Genomic DNA, 25,827 nt, shown 5'->3' with positions numbered 1-25,827 from the left:
ACAGAACGGACGACGACATGATCCTCTTTCCCGCTATCGATCTGAAGGACGGCCAGTGCGTCCGCCTCAAGCTCGGCGACATGGACCAGGCCACGGTCTACAACCCTGACCCGGCCGCGCAGGCCCGCGCCTTCGAGGATGCGGGGTTCGAGTGGCTCCACGTCGTCGACCTCAATGGCGCATTTGCCGGTGAGAGCGTCAATGGCGTCGCCGTCGACGCGATCCTGAAGGCGACGAAGAATCCGGTTCAACTCGGCGGCGGCATCCGCTCGCTCGACCATATCGAGACCTGGCTGTCCCGCGGCCTGGCCCGTGTCATCCTCGGCACGGTCGCGGTGCGCGACCCGGCCCTCGTCATCGAGGCCTGCCGGCTGTTTCCGGGCAAGGTCGCCGTCGGCATCGACGCCAGGGGCGGCAAGGTCGCGGTTGAGGGATGGGCCGAAGCCTCCGAGCTCGGCGTGGTCGAACTTGCGCGAAAATTCGAGGGCGCCGGCGTCGCCGCCATCATCTACACCGACATCGACCGCGACGGCATCCTGACCGGCATCAACTGGGCTTCGACCCTGGAACTTGCCGAGGCCGTCTCCATCCCGATCATCGCCTCCGGCGGCCTCGCCTCGCTCAGCGACGTGCGCCGCATGCTCGAGCCGGACGCTGTGAAACTGGAAGGTGCGATCACCGGCCGCGCGCTCTATGATGGCCGGATCGATCCGCAGGAGGCGCTGGCGCTGATCCGCGCCGCGAAAGGACACTTCGCATGACCCTCAAGGCCCGTGTCATCCCCTGCCTGGACGTCAAGGACGGCCGCGTCGTCAAGGGCGTCAGCTTCGTCAATCTCGTCGATGCCGGCGATCCGGTGGAATCGGCCAAGGCCTATGACGCGGCGGGCGCGGACGAGTTGTGCTTCCTCGACATCACCGCCTCGTCCGACAACCGCGACACCATCTTCGACGTCGTCGCCCGCACCGCCGACCATTGCTTCATGCCGCTGACCGTCGGCGGCGGCGTGCGCTCGATCGCCGACATCCGCAAGCTTCTGCTCGCCGGCGCCGACAAGGTGTCGATCAACTCGGCGGCGGTGAAGAACCCGGATTTCGTCGCCGAGGCGGCGGACAAGTTCGGCAACCAGTGCATCGTCGTCTCGATCGATTCGAAGAAGGTCTCGCGGGAAGGCGAGGCGGACCGGTGGGAGATCTTCACCCATGGCGGCCGGCAGGCGACCGGCATTGACGCCGTCGCCTTCGCCGAGGCCATGGTGGAACGCGGCGCCGGCGAACTGCTGCTCACCTCGATGGATCGCGACGGCCAGAAGAACGGCTACGACATCGCGCTGACGCGCACGATCGCCGACCGGGTGGCGGTGCCGGTGATCGCCTCGGGCGGCGTCGGCAATCTCGACCATCTGGTGGAAGGCATCCGCGACGGGCATGCGACCGCCGTCCTGGCGGCATCGATCTTCCACTTCGGTACCTATACCGTCGGCGAGGCCAAGCGCTACATGGCCGAGCACGGCATCGCGATGCGGCTCGATTGAGCGAAGGCAGGACCAGGCCATGAGCGAATTCACCCTAGCCGAGCTTGAAGCAATCGTCGCCAGGCGCGCCGAAGCTGCACCGGACGAGTCTTGGACGGCGCGGCTGGCCGCGGCCGGGCAGGCGAAGGCGGCCAAGAAGCTCGGCGAGGAGGCGATCGAGACCGTGATCGCGGCGATCGAGGGCGACCGCGCGGCGCTGATCAGCGAAAGCGCCGACCTGCTCTATCACCTGATGGTGGTGCTGAGGATCGGCGGCGTGGCGCTCGCCGACGTGCTGGGGGAACTCGAGCGGCGGACCGGCCAGTCCGGCATTGCCGAGAAGGCAGGCCGAACGACATCATGACGCACTCCCTTCGCGACAAGCACCAGGCAGACATTCCCGACGGCTACGGCCAGACCATCTATTCGCCCTACCGCTTTTTCTCGGCCGAGGCATGGGCGAAGTTCCGCGCGGACACGCCGCTGACGCTGACGGCGGACGAGGTGCGGCGGCTGCGGTCGCTGAACGACCCGGTGGACCTCGAGGAGGTGCGGCGGATCTACCTTTCACTGTCGCGGCTGCTGTCGGCCCATGTCGAGTCGTCCCATCTCCTGTTCGAGCAGCGCAAGCGCTTCCTCAGCCTGTCGGATGAATCAAAAACCCCGTTCGTGATCGGCATCGCCGGCTCTGTCGCGGTCGGCAAGTCGACGACCGCCCGCATCCTCGCCGAACTCCTGTCGCGCTGGCCGACCAGCCCGAAGGTCGACCTCGTCACAACCGACGGCTTCCTCTTTCCCAATGCGGTCCTGACCCGCGAAACGATGATGGAGCGCAAGGGCTTTCCGGAAAGCTACGATACCGGTTCCCTGCTCCGCTTCCTTTCGGCCATCAAGGCCGGGCAGCCCAACGTCAAGGCGCCGACCTATTCGCACCTCACTTATGATGTGCTGCCGGACAAGTTCCAGGTGATCGACCGCCCTGACATCCTGATCTTCGAGGGGATCAACGTGCTGCAGTCGCGCAGCCTGCCCGCCGACGGCAAGATCGTGCCGATGGTGTCGGACTTCTTCGACTTCTCGATCTATATCGATGCCGAGGAGGAACTGATCCACAGCTGGTATGTGGAGCGGTTCATGCGCCTGCGCGAGACCGCGTTCAAGAACCCGGACTCCTACTTCAAGCGCTATGCCGCCGTAGACCAGGATGAGGCGCTCGCGATTGCCGAAGGCCTGTGGCAGAACACCAATCTGAAGAACCTGCGCCAGAACATCCTGCCGACCCGACCCCGCGCGGACCTGATCCTGCAGAAGGGCGAGAACCACCTGGTCGAGACCGTGGCGCTGCGCAAGATCTGAAGCCGGCGCGCGCGACAAGCCAGCCTGCCTGTCACCCTCAGGCGGTCACGCGCCGAAGCGTCAGGTTCAGCCGCCCGCCGTTGCGGAGCAGCGTCGAGGTGCCCGGGTAGACGCGATCGACCCCATGAAAGCTTAGCCGGCTCTCGCCGCCGAGCACCAGCACGTCGCCGCTGGACAGGCGAAAGGAGCGCGTCGGGTCCGCGCGCGCGGTTCCGCCGATGCGAAAGAGGCACTGGTCGCCGAGCGAAACGGAGACGACCGGTGCCGCGAAATCGCTCTCGTCGCGGTCCTGATGCAGCGCCATCTTCGCCTTGCCGTCGTAGAAGTTGACGAGGCAGGCCTGCGGCGGCAGCGGGTAGCCGGAGACCTCGTCCCAGATCCGCAACAGCACCGGCGGAATTGCCGGCCAGGGCCGACCCGTCGACGGATGGCGCTCCTGGTAGCGATAGCCGCCCTCGCGGTCGGTCACCCAGCCGAGCGGTCCACAATTGGTCATCCGGACCGACATCGGCCTGCCGGTCTTCGGCATTGTCGGCACGTAGAGCGGCGCCTCCGCGACGACGGCCCGAACCTCGTCGACCAGCGCCGCCTGCGCCAGCCGGTCGAGATGGGCGGGCAGGTAGCGCAATCCGGCGGCAGGACCGGACACGGGCGCCGGGCCGATGTGCGCGGCGACCATCACTCAGGCCCGGTCAAGATCCGGGATGCGCAGCACCTGGCCGGGATAGATCTTGTCCGGATCGCTGAGCATCGGCCTGTTGGCCTCGAAGATCAGCGTGTACTTGGCGCCCTTGCCCTTGCCGTAGACCGCCTCGGCGATCTTCCAGAGGTTGTCGCCCTTCTCGACGGTGTGGAGCACCGGCGCCTTGGCCGGCGTCGCCGCCTTGACGAGCTCGGTCATGTCGGCTTCGCCGAGCCTGGGGCCGGTCTCCGGGGCCACGACCTTCAGTTCTGCCGCCTCGACCTTGGAGATGCCGAGCGTGTTGCCGACGGCGACCACCGCCTTCTCGAAAATGCTCTGGTCGGCCACGACACCCTTGAGCACGGCCTTGTCGCCAACGACCGCCACATCGACCCCGTCGGTGCCGAGTCCGAACGAATCGAGCTCCTTCTTGATGGCCTCCGCCTGCGGCGCTTCGTCATCGCCGCCAAAACCAAGCTTCTTTCCCGCATTCTTGATAAAGCTGAACAGACCCATCGTCGTCTCCACGGTTTTCAAGGTCGCGACCGCACGCAGCAGTCACCGGCATCGCAGGAAAGATTAGGTCGCAAGTCCGCATCTTCAAGGCGCAGGCGCGGCTGCCACTCACTCGCCGGTGGGCTTGCCGCGCATCTTCTTGATGCTGGAGCGTCCGGCCTTCTCCTTCAGTCGGCGTTCCACGGCTCCGCGCGACGGGCGGGTCTTCTTGCGCGGCGGCGGCGGCGGTTCAGCAGCTTCCAGAATGAGGGCCCGCAGCCGTTCGCGCGCGTCCTCGCGATTACGCTCCTGACTGCGGAAGCGGTTGGCCTCGATCATCAGGACGCCGTCCTTCGACAGGCGGCGCCCGGCCAGCCGCGCGGCATTCGCCTTGACCCTGTCGCTGAGCGAGGGCGAGTTCATCAGGTCGAAGAACAGCTGGACCGCGGTCGACACCTTGTTGACGTTCTGCCCGCCCGGACCGCCGGCAAGGACGAACTGCTCGGTCAGCTCCCAACCGGCAATGACGATGGAAGCCTTTATCGGAAGCGGTTCGCTGGCCATGGACTCTTTCCTCGATGCAGCCCCTGCATAGCCGATGAGACGAGAAAAGCGAAACACCGCATAGGCGGCAGCAAACGCAAGAAACCCGGCCAGGGCCGGGTTTCACGTGAATCACTTTGGCAGCCGATTACTCGGCGGCGATGCGCGGGCCCGGTGCCGCATCGCGGACGCCGCCGTCGACCTGGTCCTCGAACTTGGCGAAGTTGTTGACGAACATGTCGACCAGCTTGCGCGCCTGGCGGTCATAGGCGGCGCCGTTGGACCAGGTCGAGCGCGGGTCGAGGATCTTGGTGTCGACGCCAGGCACGCTGACCGGAACCTCGAACCCGAAGTTGTCGTCGCGACGGAACAGCGCGTTGTTCAGCGACCCGTCGAGTGCGGCGCCGAGCAGCGCCCGCGTCGCCTTGATCGGCATGCGCCGGCCCTCGCCATAGGCGCCGCCGGTCCAGCCGGTGTTGACCAGCCAGCAGGTGACGCCGTGCTCGGCGATCAGTCGCTTCAGCAGGTTGCCGTACTCCGTCGGGTGGCGGGGCATGAACGGCGCGCCGAAACAGGTCGAGAAGGTCGCTTCCGGTTCGGTGACACCGCGCTCGGTGCCGGCCACCTTGGCGGTATAGCCCGACAGGAAGTGGTACATGGCCTGCTCCGGCGTCAGACGCGCGATCGGCGGCATGACGCCGAAGGCATCGGCGGTCAGCATGATGATCGTCTTCGGGTGGCCGGCGCGACCGCTCTCGCTCGCATTCGGGATGAAGTGCAGCGGATAAGCGCAGCGGGTGTTCTCGGTCAGCGACGCGTCGTCGAAGTCCGGCACGCCATTGGCGTCAAGAACGACGTTCTCGAGCACGGTTCCGAAACGCTGGGTGGTCGCATAGATCTCTGGCTCGGCCTCGGCCGACAAGCGGATCGTCTTGGCATAGCAGCCGCCCTCGAAGTTGAAGATGCCGTTCTCACCCCAGCCGTGCTCGTCGTCGCCGATCAGCGTGCGGCTCGGATCGGCCGAAAGCGTCGTTTTGCCGGTACCCGACAGGCCGAAGAACACGGCCGCATCGCCGGCCGGGCCGACATTGGCGGAGCAATGCATCGGCATGACGTTCCTGGCCGGCAGCAGGTAGTTGAGCGCGGTGAAGACCGATTTCTTCATTTCGCCCGCGTAGTAGGTGCCGGCGATCAGGATCAGGCCGTTGCTCAGGTCGCAGGCGATCATCGTCTCGGTGCGGGCGCCGTGGCGCTCCGGATCGGCCTTGAAGGTCGGCAGGTCGATGATCGTCAGCTTCGGCAGGAAGCCTTCGAGCGCGTCCTGGGTCGGCCGGATCAGAAGGTTGCGGATGAACAGCGAGTGCCAGGCGAGCTCGGTGACCACGCGCGTCGGCAAAGCGTACTCGCTGTCGGCGCCGCCGATCAGATCCTGGACGAACAGGTCCTTGCCGGCGGCATGGGCCAGCATGTCCTGGCGCAGCGCCTCGAAATGGGCTGGCGACAGCTCCCTGTTGTTGTCCCACCAGATCTGGCCGGCCGTATTGTCGTCCCGCACCACGAACTTGTCCTTGGGCGAACGGCCGGTGTGCTGGCCGGTCAGCGCCCGCAGCGCGCCATGCGCCGTCCTGACGGCTTCCCCGCGCGCGAGCGCCTGCTCGTAGAGATCGGTCTCTGCAAGGTTGTACCGGACCGTTCCCGTGTCGTTAAAGCCGATCGCATCGAGCCCGTAAGAGGGGTTGCGAATGCCCAGTTCCGTCATGGCCCAGTTTTCCTTCGCGGGTTGTGGGGAGAAGATGAATTGATCGAAAACTAATCCCTGCGCGGGCTTTTCACAAGAGCAGAGTCAGAATAAGTCAATAATATCAGATAATTAATCGATTTAAAAATTTGTCATACGTTTTAAATCGTTTAGAAAATCGATTTAAATGGGTCATCTCGACAGAGGGGACGTTGCCCGCCTTTGCGGCCGCCACAATTTGTTCCACCTTTACCCCCAAAGGAAGCGCACTAAATATCCGGCACACGCCCACAGACACTTGCAGCGAGGCGCACATGACCATGGAGACAAGCAGGATGCAGACCATTGCGCTGGTAGACGACGACAGGAACATCCTGACGTCGGTCTCGATCGCGCTCGAGGCGGAAGGTTACCGGGTCGAAACCTACACCGACGGCGCTTCCGCCCTCGACGGACTGATCGCGCGGCCACCGCAGCTGGCGATCTTCGACATCAAGATGCCGCGCATGGACGGAATGGAACTGCTGCGGCGGCTGCGGCAGAAGTCCGACCTGCCGGTGATCTTCCTGACATCGAAGGACGAGGAGATCGACGAACTCTTCGGTCTGAAGATGGGCGCGGACGACTTCATCACCAAGCCGTTCTCGCAGCGCCTGCTGGTTGAGCGGGTCAAGGCCGTGCTTCGTCGGGCCTCCAGTCGCGAATCGGCCGCCGCCGGCGTGGCGCCATCGGCGAGCAAGGGCGGCGATGCGCCGTCGCGCTCGCTCGAGCGCGGGCAGCTCGTGATGGACCAAGAGCGCCACACCTGCACCTGGAAGGGCGAGCCGGTTACCCTTACCGTCACCGAGTTTCTGATCCTGCACGCGCTGGCGCAGCGCCCGGGCGTGGTCAAGAGCCGCGACTCGCTGATGGACGCGGCCTACGACGAACAGGTCTACGTCGACGACCGTACGATCGACAGCCACATCAAGCGGCTGCGCAAGAAGTTCAAGATGGTCGATACGGATTTCGATATGATCGAAACGCTGTACGGGGTGGGCTACCGCTTCCGCGAGACGGCCTGATTGAGTGGCGGCCGACGGCCCGGACCACCGGGCCGAAACGCGATTTCGCTTGCATTGCCATGGGCGGCGGTGGCATTTCGCCGGTAACGGAGGCGGCCGAGGGGCCGTTCATGACAATTGACCGCTTTGCCGCAGAACGCAGTCGACAGGGAACTGGATGACCTCGAGGGGCGTCCGGCCGTCCGGTCGGCCCGCTGGTACTGGACCTATCCGTTCAAGCTGATCCGGCGCGTTTTCGGCAATGCGGTCTTCTCCAGCCTGACCCGCCGCATCCTCTTCTTCAACCTCGTCGCGCTGGTCGTGCTCGTTGCCGGCATCCTCTATCTCAACCAGTTTCGCGAAGGGCTGATCGATGCCCGCGTCGAAAGCCTGCTGACACAGGGCGAGATCATTGCCGGCGCGATCTCCGCTTCCGCCTCGGTCGACACCAACTCCATCACCATCGACCCGGAGAAGCTGCTGGAGCTCCAGGCCGGGCAGAGCATCACGCCGCTGCCCAACGACCAGGACCTCGAGTTCCCGATCAACCCCGAACGGGTCGCGCCGGTGCTGCGGCGCCTGATCTCGCCCACGCGCGTGCGCGCCCGCATCTACGATACCGACTCCAACCTGCTGCTCGATTCCCGGCACCTCTACACCCAGGGCCAGGTGCTGCGCTTCGACCTGCCGCCGGTCGAACCGGAGGAAACCTCGTGGCTCGACCGGATGTTCGTCTGGTTCAACCGCGTGCTGCAACCGAGCAACCTGCCGGAATACAAGGAGGCGCCCGGCGGCGACGGCTCGATCTACCCGGAGGTGATGAACGCGTTGACCGGCGTGCGCGGCGCCGTCGTCCGGGTCACCGACAAGGGCGAACTGATCGTTTCGGTCGCCGTGCCGGTCCAGCGCTTCCGTGCGGTGCTCGGCGTGCTGCTGCTTTCGACCCAGGCCGGCGACATCGACAAGATCGTCCACGCCGAGCGGCTCGCGATCATGCGGGTGTTCGGGGTGGCGGCGCTGGGCAACGTGTTCCTGTCGCTGCTCCTGTCGAGCACGATCGCCAATCCGTTGCGGCGGCTGTCGGCCGCGGCGATCCGCGTGCGCCGCGGCGGCGCGAAGGAGCGCGAGGAAATCCCCGACTTCTCCTCGCGCCAGGACGAGATCGGCAACCTCTCGGTCGCCCTGCGCGAGATGACCACGGCGCTCTACGATCGCATCGACGCGATCGAGAGCTTCGCCGCGGACGTCAGCCACGAGCTGAAGAACCCGTTGACGTCGCTACGCAGCGCCGTCGAGACACTGCCGCTTGCCCGCACCGAGGAGTCCAAAAAACGCCTGCTGGATATCATCCAGCACGACGTGCGGCGACTCGACCGGCTGATCAGCGACATCTCCGACGCCTCGCGCCTTGACGCGGAACTCGCCCGCAGCGACGCCAAGACCGTCGACCTCGAGAAGCTTCTCGGCGATCTGGTCGACATCTCGCGGCAGATCAACAAGAAGCCGATCACGCTCGACTTCGTCGTCGACCGGAGCGACGGCGCGAAGGCCCGCTTCGCCGTCGCCGGCTACGAATTGCGGATCGGCCAGATCATCACCAATCTGATCGAGAACGCGCGCTCCTTCGTCCCCGAGCCGGGCGGCCGGATCGTCGTTCGACTGTCGAATGGCCGCAACGGTCGCCGGATCGTCAAGGTCGAGGACAACGGCCCCGGGATCCAGGCGGAGGACATCGACCGGGTCTTCGAGCGCTTCTACACCGACCGCCCGGCAAGCGAGGGCTTTGGCCAGAACTCCGGCCTCGGCCTGTCGATCTCCCGGCAGATCGCGGAGGCGCACGGCGGCACACTCAGGGCCGAAAACATCATCGATCCGGCCACCGGCGCAATCATGGGCGCCCGCTTCATCCTGTCGCTGCCGGCCGGACGCGCCCAATGAGCCACGGCGTCAACGTCCACGGCACCGCCATCGTCATCGGCACCACGGGCCTGATCGTCGTCGGGCCATCCGGCTGCGGCAAGTCGGCGACGGCCCTGCATTGTCTCGCGCGGGCGCGCGAGCGCGGTCTCTTCGCGGCGCTGATCGCCGACGACCAGGTGCTTGTCAGCCTCGCCGGCGGCCGGCCGGTCGCGCGCGCGCCGGCACCGATTGCCGGTCTGGCCGAGGTGCGCGGCGCCGGCATCGTCACAACGGCGAGCTTGCCGTGTGCGATCCTCGCGCGGGCCATCCTGCCGGTCCGCCCCCCGTTCGGCGAGCGGATGGCGCCGGAGGCCGAGCGGTTCGAAATACTGCCCGGGCATCATCTTCCGGCAACCCGCCTGCCCGTCGGCGACGGCTTCGACTGCTTCGAGCGACTGATGCTGGCGGTGCCGTCATTGGGGGCAAGCGCGCCGGGATAGCGGGCGAATTGGCCGCCGCCCGGCATTTTTAACTTGCGCTCGGCCTTTTCATCGACAAGATGGCCTCCCCAACGGTGGTCGTCTTTTTTGCAGTGCGACAAGGGCGGTGCCGATAAATTGGGCAACTGGAGCGGTGCATATGATCGGACTGGTGCTTGTCACCCACGGCAAGCTGGCGGAGGAATTCCGACTCGCGCTTGAGCACGTCGTGGGGCCGCAAGAGGCGATCGAGACCGTTTGCATCGGCCCGGATGACGACATGGACCAGCGGCGGCAGGACGTCATGGAGGCGGCCCAGCGCGCCGACCGCGGCCAGGGGGTCATCATCCTGACCGACATGTTCGGCGGCACCCCTTCGAACCTCGCCATCTCCGTCATGAGCAGCGGCCAGGTCGAGGTCATCGCCGGCGTGAACCTGCCTATGCTGATCAAGCTGGCCGGCGTGCGCAACGACGGCGAGATGGAGCGGTCGCTGGCCGAGGCCTCCGAGGCCGGACGCAAATACATCAACGTCGCCAGCCGCGTGCTTAGCGGAAAATGACCATGGATGCTGCCACCCCCATGCCCGCTTCGACCACGTCCGTTTCCAAGGATCTGCTGATCGTCAACAAGCGCGGTCTGCACGCCCGGGCCTCGGCCAAGTTCGTGCAGACCGTTGATGGCTACGAGGCCGAAGTGACGGTGTCCAAGGACGGCATGACCGTGGGCGGAACATCGATCATGGGCCTGATGATGCTGGCCGCGAGCCCGGGCTGCACGGTGCATGTCACGGCGGCCGGCGCGCAGGCGGCCGAAGTGCTGGCTGCGCTCGAGGCGCTCGTCGCCAATCGCTTCGGCGAGGAAATCTAGGCGGCGCTATATAAAGATATAAAGACTTCTTTATATCCAGGTTGCTACGGTCGGTCTTTCCTGATAATCATGCGCGCAATTGCGGGCGGCCCACGACTTCTCGAACGGTTGGCGGCGCCGCCGGCGGGCGCTCGCACGCCCGCGCTGCAACCAATTCAGTCTGGAGACACCTATGACCGACACCAAGGACTACCACGTCGCCGACATCGGCCTGGCCGAATTCGGCCGCAAGGAGATTGCGATCGCCGAAACCGAAATGCCGGGCCTGATGGCCTGCCGCGAGGAGTTCGGCGCGTCAAAGCCGCTGAAGGGCGCCCGCATCACCGGTTCGCTGCACATGACGATCCAGACCGCAGTGTTGATCGAGACACTGGTCGCGCTGGGCGCCGAGGTTCGCTGGGCGTCCTGCAACATCTTCTCCACCCAGGACCACGCCGCCGCCGCGATCGCCGCGGCCGGGATCCCGGTCTTCGCCGTCAAGGGCGAGACGCTGGAGGAATACTGGACCTACACCGACCAGATCTTCCAGTGGGCGGACGGCGGCCTGTCCAACATGATCCTCGACGACGGGGGCGACGCCACGATGTACATCCTGCTCGGTGCCCGCGCCGAGGCGGGCGAGGACGTCCTGTCAGGTCCGGGCTCGGAGGAAGAGGAGATCCTGTTCGCCCAGATCAAGAAGCGGCTCAAGGCCTCCCCCGGCTGGTTCACCAAGCAGCGCGACGCCATCAAGGGGGTGACCGAGGAAACCACCACCGGCGTCAACCGCCTCTATCAGCTGCAGCAGAAGGGCCTGCTGCCGTTCCCGGCCATCAACGTCAACGACTCGGTCACCAAGTCGAAGTTCGACAACAAGTACGGCTGCAAGGAATCACTGGTCGACGGCATCCGCCGTGGCACCGACGTGATGATGGCGGGCAAGGTCGCCGTCGTCTGCGGCTACGGTGACGTCGGCAAGGGCTCCGCCGCTTCGCTCCGCGGCGCCGGCGCCCGGGTCAAGGTCACCGAAATCGACCCGATCTGCGCGCTGCAGGCGGCCATGGACGGCTACGAGGTCGTTCGCCTCGAGGACGTCGTCGAGACCGCCGACATCTTCATCACGACCACCGGAAACAAGGACGTCATCCGCATCGAGCACATGCGCGAGATGAAGGACATGGCCATCGTCGGCAACATCGGCCACTTCGACAACGAGATCCAGGTCACGGCGTTGCGCAACATGAAGTGGACCAACATCAAGCCGCAGGTGGACATGATCGAGCTGCCGAAGGGCAACCGCATCATCCTGCTGTCGGAAGGCCGTCTGCTGAACCTCGGCAACGCCACGGGCCACCCCTCCTTCGTCATGTCCGCCTCGTTCTCGAACCAGGTGCTCGCCCAGATCGAACTGTTCGCGAATACCGGCAAGTATGCGAACGAGGTCTACGTGCTGCCCAAGCAGCTGGACGAGAAGGTCGCGCGCCTGCATCTCGCCAAGCTCGGCGCCAGGCTGACCGACCTTTCCAGCGACCAGGCCGCCTATATCGGCGTCACGCCCCAAGGACCGTACAAGGCCGAACACTACCGGTACTGATCCTTACCCGACTTATCCACAACATGTGGTGAGCCGCAGCCTTGACAGGGCTGCGGCTTCTTTTTTGCCCACGCCGCTTCCGGTCGAATCGCTAAGGAAGTATGGTTATCTGGTTGATTCGACGCCAAGATGCGGACTTGGAGCGCCAAGGGTTTCACGGGGGTGAATGGCCGCTCCGAGAGCTCGCATCCGTGCCGACCCCGATGGTTGCTGGTGAGGTCGGGCCGGGCGGCGGGTCTGGGATGTCTTGTCGATCAGGCGGCAAACGGACGGAGACATACCGGGGATGATGTCGGAAATGAAGCGGGCCCTAGTCGGGCCGGGCGCGGGCGCGTCACGGATCCTTGCCAGGCACATCGGGGCCAGGCACATCGGGGCGGCCTGGCACCATGTCAGGCGGATACGCCTGCTCGCGGCCAGTTCGGCGCTGACGGCGCTCGCCGGGCCGGCCCACGCACTCGAGGGCGAGCCGGCCGCTCGGCTGCTGGGCTCGTCTGAGGTGGTCAGCTTCTCCGTGCTGCTGGGGGTCGTTTCCGCTGCACTGTTCTCGGCAATCTGGCTGATCCGCCAGCGCGGAAGGCTCGAGGTGGAAAACCAGGCACTGCGCGCAACCCTGGCCGATGCCAAACACCGCAACGCCAGGCTGCAGGCGCTGATCAGCGACAAGAACCGCCGTATCATCGTCTGGGACCGGCTGTCACAGAAGCCGGACGTGCTCGGCAGCCTGCCGCCGGAAACCGGCGCGCCGGCCGCCGACAGCGAGTTTGTCGCCCTCGGCCGCTGGCTGAAGCCGGGCTCGGCGGCGGAACTGGAACGCGCCATAGAGGCGCTGCGCTCGCAGGCACAAAGCTTCGATCTGGTGGCCGAAACCAGCCGCCACGAGATCATCGAGGTGCAGGGACGCGTGTCCGGCGGCCAGGCCTTCGTCCGCTTCGTCGCCCTCAACAACCTGCGCCGCGAGGCGGCCGAGCTGGAACTCGAGCGCGACCGGCTGGCACAGTCGCTGACGGTGTTTCAGAGCCTGCTCGATTCGCTCGACCTCCCGGTGTGGCAACGCTCCCGGGACGGCGCGCTGGTCTGGGCGAACGCCGCCTACGGCGAAGCCGTCGAGGCCAGGGACGCGCAGCAGGCGGTGCGCGAGGGACGTGAACTGTTGCCGGCGATCGCGCGCGAGCGAATCCGCGCCACCAGCACCCTCGACACGGCCTTCCGCGACAAGGTCTCGACCGTCGTCCGTGGCACGCGCAGCTTCTTCGAGGTCGTCGACGCCTGCTGCCTGGCCGGCTCCGCCGGAATTGCGCTCGACGTGTCGGAGACCGAAGCGGTGCGCGAGGAGCTGCAGCGCACGCTGAAGAGCCATGCCGAGACGCTCGACCACCTGGCGACACCGGTCGCGATCTTCGACGGCGCGCAGCGGCTGCAGTTCTACAACCAGGCCTTCCAGAACCTCTGGGGCCTCGACACGGCCTTCCTGGAGCGCCATCCGGACCACGGCGAGATGCTGGATCGGTTGCGGGCGGCCTCGAAGCTGCCCGAACAGCTCAACTGGCGCCAGTGGCGGGAAAGCGCGCTGTCGGTGTACCGCGCCATCGATACGCAAAGCGACCTGTGGCATCTGCCGAATGGCCAGACCCTGCGCGTGTTCGCCACCGCACGGCCACAGGGCGGCGCTACCTGGGTGTTCGAGAACCTCACCGAAAAGGTCGACCTGGAGACGCGCTACAACACGCTGGTGCAGGTCCAGGACGAAACGATCGACCATCTGTCCGAAGGGGTCGCGGTGTTCGGGCCGGACGGCCGCATTCGACTGTCCAATCCGGCCTTCCGCGCGCTGTGGGGCATCACCGAGGCGCAGACGCGGCCGGGAACGCATATCCGCGATCTCGAGCAGGCCTGCGCCCCCTCGTACGACGGTGCAGACGGCTGGAAGCGATTCGGCCAGATCATCACCAGCTTCGACGACGAGCGCCCATCGCATCGCGGCGTGCTCGAGCTCGCCACCGGCCTCGTTCTCGATTTTGCCGTCACGCCGCTTTCCAACGCCCAGACGATGCTGACCTTCGTCAACATCACCGACAGCGTGCGGGTCGAGCGGGCCCTGACGGAGAAGAACGAGGCACTGCGCAAGGCGGACGCGCTGAAGAACGACTTTGTCCAGCACGTCTCCTACGAGCTGCGCTCGCCGCTGACCAACATCATCGGCTTCGCCGACCTGCTCAAGACGCCGGCGATGGGGGCGTTGAACGACCGCCAGGCAGAGTATGTCGACCATATCGCCACCTCGTCCGCCGTCCTGCTGACGATCGTCAACGACATCCTCGACCTCGCCACCGTCGATGCGGGGATCATGGAACTCGACCTCTCCGAGATCAATCTGGCGGAGCTGCTCGACAACGTGTCGGCGGATTTTGCCGACCGGCTGCAGGAAAGCCAGGTAGCGCTGAGGATCAACGTTCCGAATGCTTTGGGCACGATCATCGCCGATCACCAGCGGCTGAAGCAGATCCTCATCAAGCTGCTCGCGAACGCCGCCAACTTCGCGCCGGAAGGCACGGCGATCGAGTTGACCTGCTGGCGTGATAACCAGGACCTCGTCTTCTCGGTCTCGGACAACGGTCCGGGAATCCCGCAGGAGGTGCTGCGCACCGTGTTCAACCGCTTTGAAAGCCACGGCCGCCGCGGTGGCGCGGGGCTCGGCCTATCGATCGTCGAGAGCTTCGTCAGCCTGCACCACGGCAGCGTGACGATCGACAGCCGCGAGGGCGAGGGTACCCGCGTCACCTGCCGCATCCCGCCGGCGTCGCTGCCGACGGTCGTGGCGGCGGAATAGGTCATGCACATCGGCGCCGTGCATCTGGCCGACGAAGCCGAGACAATCCGCTTCGGCGAGGACATGGCACTGGCCGTGCGGCCGGGCGACCTCTTCGCCCTGTCCGGCGACCTCGGCGCAGGCAAGTCGACCTTTGCGCGTGCCCTGATCCGGGCGATCGCCGACGACGAGACCCTCGAAGTGCCAAGCCCGACCTTCACCCTGGCGCAGAGCTACGCGCTACGCATCCCAATCACACATTTCGACCTGTATCGGATCGCCGATGCGGCGGAACTGGACGAACTCGGACTCCAGGACGCGCTGGAGGAGGGCGCCGGCCTGGTGGAGTGGCCGGAACGGGCCGACGAGGCGCTGCCGGCCGACCGTCTCACGCTGCGCTTCCTGCAGGAGGGAACGGGACGGCGGGTGGAGATCGACGGCCCGGAGGCGGTTGCCGCGCGCGTGCGCCGGACGCTGGAGATTCGCGCCTTTCTCGGAGCGGCAGGGCATCCCGATGCACGCCGGCGCCACCTCACCGGCGACGCTTCCGTGCGCGCCTACGAATATGCCGTTGCCGGCGACCAGCGCTTCGTTCTGATGGATTCGCCGCGGCATGCACCCGGTCCGATTCTCCAGCAGGGCAAGTACTATCAGCAGATCGCCCATATCGCCGAGGATGTCCGCCCCTATGTGGCGATCGCCGCCGATCTTTGCGCGCGCGGCCTGTCGGCGCCCGCCCTGTTCCACCGCGACCTCGACCGTGGCCTGCTGCTGCTCGAGGACCTCGGCACCGGGAGCATTACCGACGGCGAAGGCCGGCCGATCGCGGAGCGTTACCTCGAGAGCGTTTCCGTGCTCGCCGAGCTTCACCGGCAGCCGTTGCGAGCCGAAATCCCGCTCGGCGACGGCACCGACTACCGCATCCCCGATTTCGATCACGACGCGATGCAGATCGAGGTCAGCCTGCTAACCGACTGGTATCTGCCGTGGACGACCGGGTCGCCGGCGACGGATCGCGTGCGGACCGAATACCAGACCATCTGGAGCGACCTGATCCGGGAGCTGGAAGGGGCGGAGAAGCATCTGCTGCTGCGCGACTTCCACTCCCCCAACATCATCTGGCGGCCGCAGGCCCAGGGCATCGGCCGCGTCGGGATCATCGATTTCCAGGATGCCATGATCGGGCCGACCGCCTATGACGTCGCCTCGCTGGTGCAGGACGCGCGCATCGATGTCCCGGCCGAGCTTGCCGAGGCGATGATGACACGCTATCTGGACCTGCGGGCGCGCGCGGAAGACTTCGATCGCGATGCCTTTCTCACGGCCTGGCACATCATGGCCGCGCAGCGAAACTGCAAGCTCGTCGGCATCTGGGTTCGGCTCATGCAACGCGACGGCAAGCCGGGTTACATGAAACACATGCCGAGAACCTTGGATAACCTGCATGTCGCACTGGCACATCCACGCCTCGCCCCCTTGCGCGACTGGTGCAGAACGGCTGGAATCCTGACCGACGAATCATAAGGACGGTCACCGTCGATGAAGATCGAAAACGCCATGGTGCTGGCAGCCGGGCTGGGAACGCGCCTTCGCCCCCTGACGAACACGATGCCCAAGCCGCTGGTGCCGATCGGCGGCAAGCCGATGATCGACTACGGCCTTGATGCCCTCGCCGCCGCCGGTGTGCGGCGGGCGGTTGTCAACGTCCACCACTTTGCCGGACAGATGATCGAGCACCTGTCGCGCCGCCAGCGCCCGGAAATCCTGATTTCCGACGAAACCGAGGCCTTGATGAACTCCGGTGGCGGCCTCGCCAAGGGCCTGAGGCTGCTCGGACCGGAGCCTGTCTACGTCCTGAACGCCGATCTCTTCTGGGTCGGCGAGCGCCAGGGCGAGGAAACCAACCTGCGGCGTCTGGCCGCCTTCTTCGATCCGGACCGGATGGACATGGCGATGCTCTGCGTCCGGTTGGAGGACACCACCGGCCACAACGGCAAGAACGATTTCTCGATGGACGCCGCGGGACGACTGGCACGCTTCCGCCCGGGCCTTGGTGCGCCGGTCGTCTATGCGGGCGCGATCGCGATGATGCCCGCGCTGCTGTCCGACGCTCCGGACGCGCCGTTCAACCTGAACGTCTACTTCGACCGCGCCATCGCCGCCGGGCGGCTGCATGGCCTGATGCTCGAAGGGCGCTGGGTCACCGTCGGCACGCCCGAGGCGATCGCCGAGGCGGAAGCGGTCGTGGGCCGGCAGGCCGGCGCGGCATGAGCGGGCGAGAGGAACGGGCGGGCAACGTCTACTCGATCCATCCCGGCCTGCCATTCCTGCAAACCCTGGCGCGGGCCATCTGCGACGGCGCCGTCGTGCCGGGCTTCCGTTTCGATCCCGACGACCCGCTATCGCTTGCCGACCTGACCGTCTACGTACCGACGCGACGGTCGGCGCGCGCCTTGCGCTCCGAATTTGTCGACCTGCTCGGCGGGCGCTCGGCGATCCTGCCGGTCATCCGCCCGCTCGGCGAGAGCGACGACGACAGCGGCTTCTTCGACGCGGTCGCGCCCCCCGTGCTCGACATGGCGGAGCCGCTCTCCGGGCCGGCGCGGCTGCTCGAACTCGCCCGCCTGGTACTGGCCTGGCGCAACAGCCTGCCGGCGGCGATCACCGCCGTCCATGCCGAAAGCCCGCTGGTCGCGCCGGCCAGTCCGGCCGACGCGATCTGGCTGGGACGCGCGCTCGCCGAACTGATCGACGCGATGGAGACGGAGGAATGCGACTGGGGCGCGCTCGAGACCATCGATGCGAGGGACCATGCGCAATGGTGGCAGTTGACGCTGGCCTTTCTCAAGATCGCCAGCGAGTTCTGGCCGCAGCGACTGCAGGAACTGAACCGCTCGTCCCCGTCGATCCGACGGAACGCCACCTTGCACATGGAGGCCGAGCGCTACCGGACCGCTCCGCCGCCGGGGCCGGTGATCATCGCCGGCTCGACCGGCTCGATCCCTGCCACGGCGCGACTGATCGAGGCGGTGGCGCAGCTGCCGCAAGGGGCGGTCGTGCTCCCCGGCCTCGACTTTGCCATGTCCGACGACGAATGGCGTCTCGTCACGCAAGATCCCCTGTCCGGAGAGCCGTCGCGCGAGGCCTCCAGCCGCAGCCACCCGCAGTACGGGCTCAGCCGGCTGCTCGACCGGCTCGGCCTCGACCGATCGATGGTCGCGCGGATCGGCGAGCCGGAACCGGCCGTGGCCGAACGGGCCTCGCTGCTGTCGCAGGCGCTGTTGCCGGTCCATGCCACCGCCGGTTGGGAACGGCGGCACCAGGAGATGGACGGCGGCAAGGTCCTGGACGCCTTTGCGGGGGTCTCGCTGGTGGAGGCCGCCAACGAGCGCGAGGAAGCCACGGCCATCGCGATCGCGCTTCGCCTGGCGCTCGAATCGGGCGACCAGAGCCAGGCCGCGCTGATCACGCCCGACCGCAAGCTCGCCCGGCGCGTGGCGGCAGAACTTGCCCGCTTCGGCATCGAGGCCGACGACAGCGCCGGCAGGCCACTGCTCTCGACGCCGCAGGGCGAACTGGTCCGGCTGCTTCTGGAGGCGACGCTGCGCCCCGGGGATGCCGTTGCCCTGGTCGGACTGCTCAAGCACCCGCTCGCGAACTTCGGCCTGCCGGCCGACACGCGCCGCGAGGCGGCAACGGCGCTGGAACTGCTCGCCCTTCGCGGCGGCACGACCGAGATCGACGTCGCGGCGCTCGAACCGCTGCTTGACGCCGCCCTTGGCCGTCATGCGGCCGACCGCAGACCGCCGCCGTGGCGCGAGGCCATCGACGACGAGGCAACGGCACGAGCGCGCGACCTGGCGCGCCGGATCGCCGCCGCCGTCGAGCCGCTGACAGGCGTGCTCGTCCGCCACGGCCGAACCGGGCGGCGCTTCACGACGGCCCTGCCCGTATCCGACTGGGCCGAACGCACCGGACGGGCACTGGAAGCCGTTGCCGCCGACGAACGCGGCAATCTCGCCGGACTCTGGTCGGACGAAGCCGGCGACGGCCTGGCGAGCCTGTTGAAGGGAGTGATGGAGGCCGAGGGCCAGCTTGAGGCGGACGGGCCGCAATGGTGCGACGCGCTGGAGGCGCTCGGCTCCAGCGAAACCGTCAAGCCGCGCTCGATGCGCCATCCCCGGGTCTTCATCTTCGGCGCCCTCGAATCGCGCCTGCAGAACGTCGACACGATCGTCATTGGCGGGCTGAACGAAGGTGCCTGGCCGGGACAGACGGCCAACGACGCCTTTTTGTCACGTACGATGAAGGCGAACATCGGCCTCGAGCCGCCCGAACGGCGCATCGGCCAGCTGGCACACGACTTCCAGATGGCCTGCGCCGCGCCAAGACTGGTGCTCAGCCGCGCCATGCGCAGCGGGACCTCGCCGACGGTCGCCTCGCGCTGGCTGCAGCGGCTGCTCGCGGTCGGCGGCGAGCCCCTCGCCCAGGCGCTCCGGCAGAGGGGCGCCGACCTGCTGGGCTGGGCCGCCATGCTCGACCAGGGCCCCACGCAGCCGGTGGCAGCGCGGCCGGCGCCGCGCCCCCCCGCCGATCTCCAGCCGCGCAGCTACTCCTTCAGCGAGGTCGGCCGGCTGCGCCGCGACCCCTACGCGATCTATGCGCGGCGGATTCTGCGGCTGCATCCGGTGGCCCCGTTCAATCTCGATCCGGGAGCGGCAGAGCGCGGCACGCTCTATCACCGCATCGTCGAGCGCTACGTCCGCGAACGTTCCGACGACGGCGCGGACGCCGGTTTGATGGCGCGCATCGCGGCAGAGGAATTCGACCGCATGGCGCTGCCGCTGCACATCGACGCGGTGTGGCGGCCGCGTTTTGCCGCGGTCGCCCGGGCCTTTCTCGCCTGGGATGCCCGGCGTCGGCCAACTCTCGACCGCAGCCTGACGGAGGTGCCGGCGTCGTTGGAACTCGGGATCCCGGGGATCCGCCTGACCGGCGTGGCGGACCGCATCGACCTTCGGCGTGACGGCCGGGCCGACCTGATCGATTACAAGACCGGAAGCTCGCCATCGCTGAAGGTCGCGCGGTCGCTGCTCGATCCGCAGCTGGCGCTCGAGGCCGCAGCGCTGAGGCGCGGCGCCTTCCGCAATCTGCCGCAAACGGCCGCCGCCGACCTCACCTATGTCCGGCTGAAGCCCGGCGAGCGCTTCGCTGCCGAGACCGTCAACAACGAGGGCGCGCGGCCGACCAAGGATCGCCCGCCGAAATCGTCCGCGGATCTGGCGGAGGATGCGCTGGGCGAACTGGAGAAGCTGCTGACGCAGCTGCTCGCCGGCCGCTACGGTTTTGCCTCGCGGGTCGTCCCGGAAGCCGAGCGGGATTTCGGCGGCGAGTACGATCATCTGGCGCGTGTCGCGGAATGGTCGACCGCGGAGAGCGCCGAAGGAGAGGACGATGCGTAAGGACGACCGGCCACACGCCGACGATCCCGGCGCCTGGCTGAGCTGGACGACCCGGAAGCAGGCCACGGCCTCCGACCCGTCCGGATCGGCATGGGTCTCGGCCAATGCCGGCTCCGGCAAGACCCATGTGCTGACGCAGCGCGTCATCCGGCTTCTGCTGTCCGGTTGCCGGCCGTCCGCCATCCTTTGCCTCACCTACACCAAGGCGGCGGCATCGGAGATGTCAAACCGCGTCTTCGACCGCCTTGCCGAGTGGGCCGTGCTTCCCGACGCGGAACTGGCACGGCGGGTTGAGCAGATCGAAGGCCAGCGGCCGGACCGGCAGAAACTGCTGGAGGCCCGACGCCTCTTCGCCCGCGCGCTGGAGACGCCGGGCGGGCTGAAGATCCAGACCATCCATGCCTTTTGCGAGGCGCTGCTGCACCAGTTCCCGCTCGAGGCCAACGTCGCCGGCCATTTTTCCGTGCTCGACGACCGGGCGGCCGCGGTGCTCCTGGCCGATGCCCGCCGTTCGCTGCTGACCGCCACCTCGACGGAAGACGATGCCGAGCTGGCCGACGCCTTCGCAACCGTGCTCGACCTCGCCGACGACACCGGTCTGGAGCGCCTGATCGAAGAAATCGTCGGCAACCGCAGCGCCCTTCGCGCCTTCCTGGAGGAAGCGACAGGCAGCGGCGGCGCTGCCGCCCACCTTCGCAACCAGCTTGGCTTCGGGCCCGCAGAGGACGCGAGGAGCCTCGTTGCCGCCTTCTGGCCACCGCGTGATTTCGATGCCGCGGTGTTCCGCCGCTATCTCGACACCGCGCTCTCGGCCGGGAGCGACACCGTCAAGGCAAACGCAACCGATCTCGCCGCAGTGCCGGATCTGCCCGATGGCGAGGCCCGGCGCACGGCCCTGTGCGCGCTGTTCTTCAACGGCGGCGGCAAGCCGGCAAGCCTCGAACGCGCCTTTCTTTCGAAAAAGGTCAGAGATGCTTCCGTCGCCTTCGAGCCGTTCTTCCTCGCTCTCCAGGCGCATGTCACCGCGTGCCAGGACCGCTATCGACGGTTCCGCATGTTCGAGGCAACGTGCGCGGCGCTGACCATCGCCGCGCGGCTGATCGGCGACTACGAGCAACTGAAGCGCGGCCGCAGCCTGCTCGACTTCGACGACCTGATCGAGCGCGCCGCCACGCTGCTGACGCGCAGCGACGTCGGCGCCTGGGTCCATTACAAGCTCGACCAGGGGATCGACCATGTGCTGGTCGACGAGGCGCAGGACACCAGCCCGCGCCAATGGCAGATCATCGGCGCGTTGACCGGCGAGTTCTTCGCCGGTGCCTCGGCGCGTGGCACGAACCGCACCGTCTTTGCCGTTGGCGACGAGAAGCAGTCGATCTACTCGTTCCAGGGCGCGCGACCGGAGCGGTTTGCCGAAGAAGGACGGCGCACGATACGCCGCGCGGTCGAGGCCGGGGCCTCCTTCCATCCGATCCGGCTGCTGCTCTCGTTCCGCTCGACCAGGGACGTGCTTTCGGCGGTCGACCGGGTGTTTTCGATCGGCGACCACGCCCGCGGCCTGTCGCCGGACAATGACGGCGTCGTCCATGCTTCGAGCCGCGGCCACGAGCCCGGCGCCGTCGACGTCTGGGACGTGGTCGCGCCGGCCGAGACGGTCGAGCAGGACGACTGGACCGCGCCCTTCGACGCGGTGCCCGAAAGGGCGCCGGTGAACATCCTCGCCCGGCGCATCGCCGACACGCTCGCCGGCTGGATCGGCCGCGAGACGGTGACGGACAAGGGTGTGACGCGCACCATGCGGCCGGGCGACGTCATCGTGCTCGTGCGCAAGCGCGACGCCTTCGTCAATGCGCTGACCCGTGCGCTCAAGCAACCGTATCGAATCCCAGTCGCCGGCGCCGACCGCCTGGTGCTGACGGGACACATCGCAGTCCAGGACCTTCTGGCGCTCGGCCGGTTCGCGCTCCTGCCGGAAGACGACCTGTCGCTGGCCGCGCTCTTGAAGAGCCCGCTGTTCGGGCTTTCAGAGGAGGCGCTGTTCGACCTGACTGCGCGCAGGCCGGAGCGGACCAGCCTCTGGCGGCAGCTGCGCGCCCTGGCGGAGACCGATCTGATCGCCGCGAGCCTGACGCGGCGGCTGGACGACTTCGCGGCGCTCGCCCGCGAGCTGCCGGTGCACGACTTCTACGCCCGGGTCATCGGCGCACTCGGTGGCCGCGCGGCCTTCCTTGCGCGCCTGGGCCAGGAAGCCGGCGAGATCATCGACGAATTCCTCTCCTTCGCACTGGAGCAGGAGGCAAGCGGGTTACCCGGCCTCCAGGCCTTCCTGTCGACGCTCGAGCTCGAATCGCCGAGCGTCAAGCGTGAGCAGGACAAGGGCCGCGACGAGGTGCGGATCATGACGGTGCATGCCGCCAAGGGGCTCGAGGCACCCGTCGTCTTCCTGGTCGACGGCGGCGGCGCGCCCTTTACCCACACGCATGTGCCGAAGCTACGCCTTCTGGCCGGCGCCGGCCTTGACGGCCATGACCTGCCGGCCTGGCTGCCGGGCAAGGACCTTGGCAACGCGCTGTCGGATGCCGACGCCGGCCGCATCCGCACGCAGGCCGAGGAGGAGTACCGGCGCCTGCTCTATGTGGCGATGACACGCGCCGCAGACCGGCTGGTCGTGTGCGGCTATCGCGGCAAGACGGAGAGCGCTGGCACCTGGCACCAGATGGTGAGCCTCGGCCTTGCCGGCGACGAGCGCTGCAGCGCGCAGGACTTCGCAACAACGTCCGACGCCTGGAAGGGCCTTGCCTGGCGCGAGGCGGATTCCCGCCCCGCCGCCGCCGCGGTGACGTCCCCCGAACAGCGGCAGGCCTCGTCGCCGCTGCCGGAAGCACTCGGCCGGCCGCTGCCGCAACATCGCCATCTACCCCGACCGCTCAGCCCCTCGGGCGCCGCGGCGGTGATCGACACCGCACAGTCCGACCTGATCGTCGGCTCTGCGCTTTTCGCACCGCGCGCGGCTTCGGGAACCGGCCGCTCACTGGAGCGCGGGCGCATCCTGCACCGCTTCCTGCAGGTCCTGCCAGGGATTGCCGCTCCGGAACGGATCACCGCGGCACGGCGCTACCTCGACCGCGCGACCCGCCGTTGGCCCGGACGCGAGCGCGAGGAGCTGGTTGCCGCAGCCGTCACGATCATGGCCGAGCCCTCGCTCGCGGCGATCTTCTCGCCGCAGGCGCGGGCCGAGGTTTCGATCATGGGCACGCTCCGGCTGGGCGGCGCCGAATTTGCAGTGAGCGGGCGCGTCGACCGCATGGTCGTCGGCCCCGGGTCGGTCGACGTCGTCGATTTCAAGACGAACCGGCAGCCGCCCGCGACCGTGGCGGACATTCCGTTCGAGCACGTCGCGCAGCTGGCCATCTACCGCGCCGTCCTTGCGCCACTCTATCCGGGCCGGGCGGTCCGTTGCGGACTGGTTTATACCGAAGCCCCGCTCGTTCATTGGCTGACAGACCGGGGGCTGGACGCCAGCCTTGCCGAGCTCGCGACAAAGTGAGATACCGGGCATTGAAATGGCCTCGGGCCAGCATCACATGAAGCGCAACCTCAATTGCCAAGGAGCAGCCCTTTATGGCTACCGTTAAAGTTGACAACTCCAATTTCCAGGCCGAAGTCCTGGAGTCTGCCGAGCCCGTCGTGGTCGATTTCTGGGCCGAATGGTGTGGCCCCTGCAAGATGATCGCGCCGGCGCTGGAGGAAATCTCCAACGAGTTGGTCGGCAAGGTCAAGGTGGCCAAGCTGAACATCGACGAGAACCCGGAACTCGCCGCCCAGTTCGGTGTCCGCTCGATTCCGACGCTGGCAATGTTCAAGGGTGGCGCGGTTGCCGACATCAAGGTCGGCGCGGCACCGAAGACGGCGCTTTCGTCCTGGATTTCGACCGCCGTGGCCTGACGCCACCGGCCGCTGACGCTTCAAGGCCCGGCTCGTCCGGGCCTTTTTCGTATCGCCGGTGGTCGCGTCACGTCGGCGGCGTGCCATTGTCGGCCAGTACATCGCCGACGAGATAGAGCGAGCCGCCGATCAGAATGCGGGGGGCTACCGCATCCTCGGCGACGATCTGGCCAATCGCATGCAACGCCTCGGCGACGGACGAAAGCGGCGCGGCCTCAAGTCCGGCATCCATGGCGTCGCTGGCAAGCGCGACCGGGTCGATGCCGGCGTCCGAGCCGCGGATCGGCACGGTGTAGACGCGCTCGGCGATGCCGCGGAAGGCGTCGAAATAGCCGACCGCGTCCTTGGTGTTGATCATGCCGGTGATGAGAAACAGCGGCCGCGGGTCGCGTTCCTCAAGATTGGCCAGGGTTTCGGCGATCACCTGCCCGGCGCCGGGGTTGTGGCCGCCGTCGATCCAGATCTCCGACGCTTCCGGGGCGATCTTGGACAACGGCCCGGCCGTCAGGCGCTGTAGCCGCCCCGGCCACTCGACGCTGACGAGGCCGCGCTCGACCGCCTGTTCCGATACCGGTAGCCCCATCGCCTTGACGGCACGGATCGCCGCCGCGGCATTGGCGAACTGGTGCCGCCCCGGCAGCTTCGGCGCGGGCAGGTCGAACAGGCCGTATTCGTCCTGGTAGACCATGCGGCCGAATTCGCCGTAGGCGAAGAAGTCCTGGCCGTAGACCGCGTGCGGGCAGGAGAGCCGCTCGGCCGTGGCGACGAGTACATCCCGCGCCGCGTCCTCCTCCTGTTGACCGATGACGACCGGCGCGCCGCGCTTCATGATTCCGGCCTTTTCGGCCGCAATCAGCTCGACGTGGTCGCCGAGATAGGCCTGATGGTCGAGCGAGATCGGCATGATCACGGCAACCGCGGGCTTCTCGATGACATTGGTGGCGTCGTAGCGGCCGCCGAGGCCGACCTCGATGATCGCCACGTCGGCCGGATGCTCGGCAAAGAGCAGAAAGGTGACAGCGGTCAGGATCTCGAAGACGGTGATTGCCTGGCCCGCATTCGCCTCGGCAACGCGGCGAACCGCGTCGGCAAGAACCGCATCCGCGACGAATGCGCCGCGCCCGCCATCCCGGCCGAGGCGATAACGCTCATGCCAGTTAACGAGGTGGGGGGAGGTGTGGACATGAACCGACAGGCCGGCGGCCTCGAGGATCGCCCGGGCGAACGCCGTCACCGATCCCTTCCCGTTTGTGCCGGCCACGTGAATGACCGGGGGCAGGCGCCTGTGGGGATCGCCGAGCGCCGACAGTAGCCGGGTAATACGATCCAGAGAAAGGTCGAAGCCTTTCGGATGCAGCGCCAGGAGCTTCTCGATCTCCCGGCCCGCTTCGGTCGTTTCGGCCGTTTCCATGTCCCGCGC

The 25,827-nt window shown here is 67.2% G+C and carries 21 protein-coding genes; 16 read left to right on the top strand and 5 right to left on the bottom strand.

The annotated features are described in order from the left end of the window. Window positions 1-17 precede the first annotated feature (17 nt). From hisA to coaA, 4 genes are read left to right on the top strand one after another with little or no spacing between them, the layout of a single operon-like run. Complete coding sequence (hisA, locus tag ACXAGF_RS20005; RefSeq protein WP_475019114.1) at window positions 18-761, top strand: 1-(5-phosphoribosyl)-5-[(5-phosphoribosylamino)methylideneamino]imidazole-4-carboxamide isomerase; 744 nt, start codon at window positions 18-20, stop codon at window positions 759-761. Then, window positions 758-1,534: an imidazole glycerol phosphate synthase subunit HisF gene (hisF, locus tag ACXAGF_RS20000; protein WP_475019113.1), complete on the top strand. Its 777-nt coding sequence runs from the start codon at window positions 758-760 to the stop codon at window positions 1,532-1,534. Before hisA ends, hisF begins: the two co-directional genes overlap by 4 nt. 19 nt (window positions 1,535-1,553) lie before the next feature. Continuing rightward, window positions 1,554-1,877 carry a phosphoribosyl-ATP diphosphatase gene (locus ACXAGF_RS19995; RefSeq protein ID WP_475019112.1) on the top strand — a complete coding sequence of 108 codons (324 nt, stop codon included), beginning with the start codon at window positions 1,554-1,556 and terminating at the stop codon, window positions 1,875-1,877. Next, window positions 1,874-2,869 (top strand): type I pantothenate kinase, encoded by a 996-nt coding sequence (gene coaA / locus ACXAGF_RS19990; RefSeq protein WP_475019111.1) that lies wholly within the window; start codon window positions 1,874-1,876, stop codon window positions 2,867-2,869. The genes ACXAGF_RS19995 and coaA overlap by 4 nt, the downstream gene beginning before the upstream one ends. A 37-nt stretch (window positions 2,870-2,906) precedes the next feature. On the opposite strand, the gene ACXAGF_RS19985 is transcribed toward coaA, so the two are convergent. The 4 genes from ACXAGF_RS19985 to ACXAGF_RS19970 form a co-directional block, all read right to left on the bottom strand. Next, window positions 2,907-3,548 carry an alpha-ketoglutarate-dependent dioxygenase AlkB family protein gene (locus ACXAGF_RS19985; RefSeq protein WP_475019110.1) on the bottom strand — a complete coding sequence of 214 codons (642 nt, stop codon included), beginning with the start codon at window positions 3,546-3,548 and terminating at the stop codon, window positions 2,907-2,909. Between the two features lie 3 nt (window positions 3,549-3,551). Beyond that, on the bottom strand, window positions 3,552-4,067 hold the full coding sequence (gene lysM / locus ACXAGF_RS19980; RefSeq protein ID WP_475019109.1) for a peptidoglycan-binding protein LysM: 516 nt from the start codon (window positions 4,065-4,067) through the stop codon (window positions 3,552-3,554). A 108-nt stretch (window positions 4,068-4,175) separates the two neighbouring features. Continuing rightward, entirely contained in the window at window positions 4,176-4,610 is a 435-nt protein-coding gene (arfB, locus tag ACXAGF_RS19975) for an alternative ribosome rescue aminoacyl-tRNA hydrolase ArfB (RefSeq protein WP_475019108.1), read from the bottom strand. Between the two features lie 127 nt (window positions 4,611-4,737). Next, window positions 4,738-6,348 (bottom strand): phosphoenolpyruvate carboxykinase, encoded by a 1,611-nt coding sequence (locus ACXAGF_RS19970; RefSeq protein ID WP_475019107.1) that lies wholly within the window; start codon window positions 6,346-6,348, stop codon window positions 4,738-4,740. A gap of 314 nt (window positions 6,349-6,662) precedes the next feature. Between ACXAGF_RS19970 and ACXAGF_RS19965 the strand changes: the two genes are divergently transcribed. The 12 genes from ACXAGF_RS19965 to trxA all read left to right on the top strand — a co-directional run bounded on the left by ACXAGF_RS19965 (window position 6,663) and on the right by trxA (window position 24,407). Next, window positions 6,663-7,391 carry a response regulator transcription factor gene (locus ACXAGF_RS19965; protein WP_475019360.1) on the top strand — a complete coding sequence of 243 codons (729 nt, stop codon included), beginning with the start codon at window positions 6,663-6,665 and terminating at the stop codon, window positions 7,389-7,391. Window positions 7,392-7,544: 153 nt separating this feature from the next. Next, on the top strand, window positions 7,545-9,308 hold the full coding sequence (locus ACXAGF_RS19960) for a stimulus-sensing domain-containing protein (RefSeq protein ID WP_475019359.1): 1,764 nt from the start codon (window positions 7,545-7,547) through the stop codon (window positions 9,306-9,308). Then, on the top strand, window positions 9,305-9,769 hold the full coding sequence (locus ACXAGF_RS19955; protein ID WP_475019106.1) for an HPr kinase/phosphorylase: 465 nt from the start codon (window positions 9,305-9,307) through the stop codon (window positions 9,767-9,769). Before ACXAGF_RS19960 ends, ACXAGF_RS19955 begins: the two co-directional genes overlap by 4 nt. Window positions 9,770-9,908: 139 nt before the next feature. Continuing rightward, on the top strand, window positions 9,909-10,310 hold the full coding sequence (locus ACXAGF_RS19950; RefSeq protein ID WP_475019105.1) for a PTS sugar transporter subunit IIA: 402 nt from the start codon (window positions 9,909-9,911) through the stop codon (window positions 10,308-10,310). 20 nt (window positions 10,311-10,330) lie between these two features. Further along, complete coding sequence (locus ACXAGF_RS19945; RefSeq protein WP_475019358.1) at window positions 10,331-10,618, top strand: HPr family phosphocarrier protein; 288 nt, start codon at window positions 10,331-10,333, stop codon at window positions 10,616-10,618. A gap of 172 nt (window positions 10,619-10,790) precedes the next feature. Continuing rightward, entirely contained in the window at window positions 10,791-12,191 is a 1,401-nt protein-coding gene (gene ahcY, locus ACXAGF_RS19940) for an adenosylhomocysteinase (protein ID WP_475019104.1), read from the top strand. 289 nt (window positions 12,192-12,480) lie between these two features. Continuing rightward, on the top strand, window positions 12,481-15,021 hold the full coding sequence (locus ACXAGF_RS19935) for a sensor histidine kinase (protein WP_475019103.1): 2,541 nt from the start codon (window positions 12,481-12,483) through the stop codon (window positions 15,019-15,021). A 3-nt stretch (window positions 15,022-15,024) separates the two neighbouring features. After that, window positions 15,025-16,524 (top strand): tRNA (adenosine(37)-N6)-threonylcarbamoyltransferase complex ATPase subunit type 1 TsaE, encoded by a 1,500-nt coding sequence (gene tsaE / locus ACXAGF_RS19930; RefSeq protein ID WP_475019102.1) that lies wholly within the window; start codon window positions 15,025-15,027, stop codon window positions 16,522-16,524. A gap of 15 nt (window positions 16,525-16,539) precedes the next feature. Further along, a complete protein-coding gene (locus ACXAGF_RS19925) occupies window positions 16,540-17,271 on the top strand; it encodes a nucleotidyltransferase family protein (RefSeq protein ID WP_475019101.1) in 732 nt (243 codons plus the stop codon). After that, window positions 17,268-20,462, top strand: a complete 3,195-nt coding sequence (gene addB / locus ACXAGF_RS19920; RefSeq protein WP_475019100.1) for a double-strand break repair protein AddB — start codon at window positions 17,268-17,270, stop codon at window positions 20,460-20,462. The genes ACXAGF_RS19925 and addB overlap by 4 nt, the downstream gene beginning before the upstream one ends. Next, on the top strand, window positions 20,455-24,009 hold the full coding sequence (gene addA / locus ACXAGF_RS19915) for a double-strand break repair helicase AddA (protein WP_475019099.1): 3,555 nt from the start codon (window positions 20,455-20,457) through the stop codon (window positions 24,007-24,009). Before addB ends, addA begins: the two co-directional genes overlap by 8 nt. A 74-nt stretch (window positions 24,010-24,083) precedes the next feature. Continuing rightward, complete coding sequence (gene trxA / locus ACXAGF_RS19910) at window positions 24,084-24,407, top strand: thioredoxin (RefSeq protein WP_475019098.1); 324 nt, start codon at window positions 24,084-24,086, stop codon at window positions 24,405-24,407. 67 nt (window positions 24,408-24,474) lie between these two features. On the opposite strand, the gene ACXAGF_RS19905 is transcribed toward trxA, so the two are convergent. After that, window positions 24,475-25,818 carry a bifunctional folylpolyglutamate synthase/dihydrofolate synthase gene (locus tag ACXAGF_RS19905; RefSeq protein WP_475019097.1) on the bottom strand — a complete coding sequence of 448 codons (1,344 nt, stop codon included), beginning with the start codon at window positions 25,816-25,818 and terminating at the stop codon, window positions 24,475-24,477. Window positions 25,819-25,827 lie beyond the last annotated feature (9 nt).

The sequence above is a fragment of the Mycoplana sp. ABR4_002 genome, from assembly GCF_056159645.1.
This window is presented reverse-complemented; position numbering and strand designations above follow the sequence as displayed.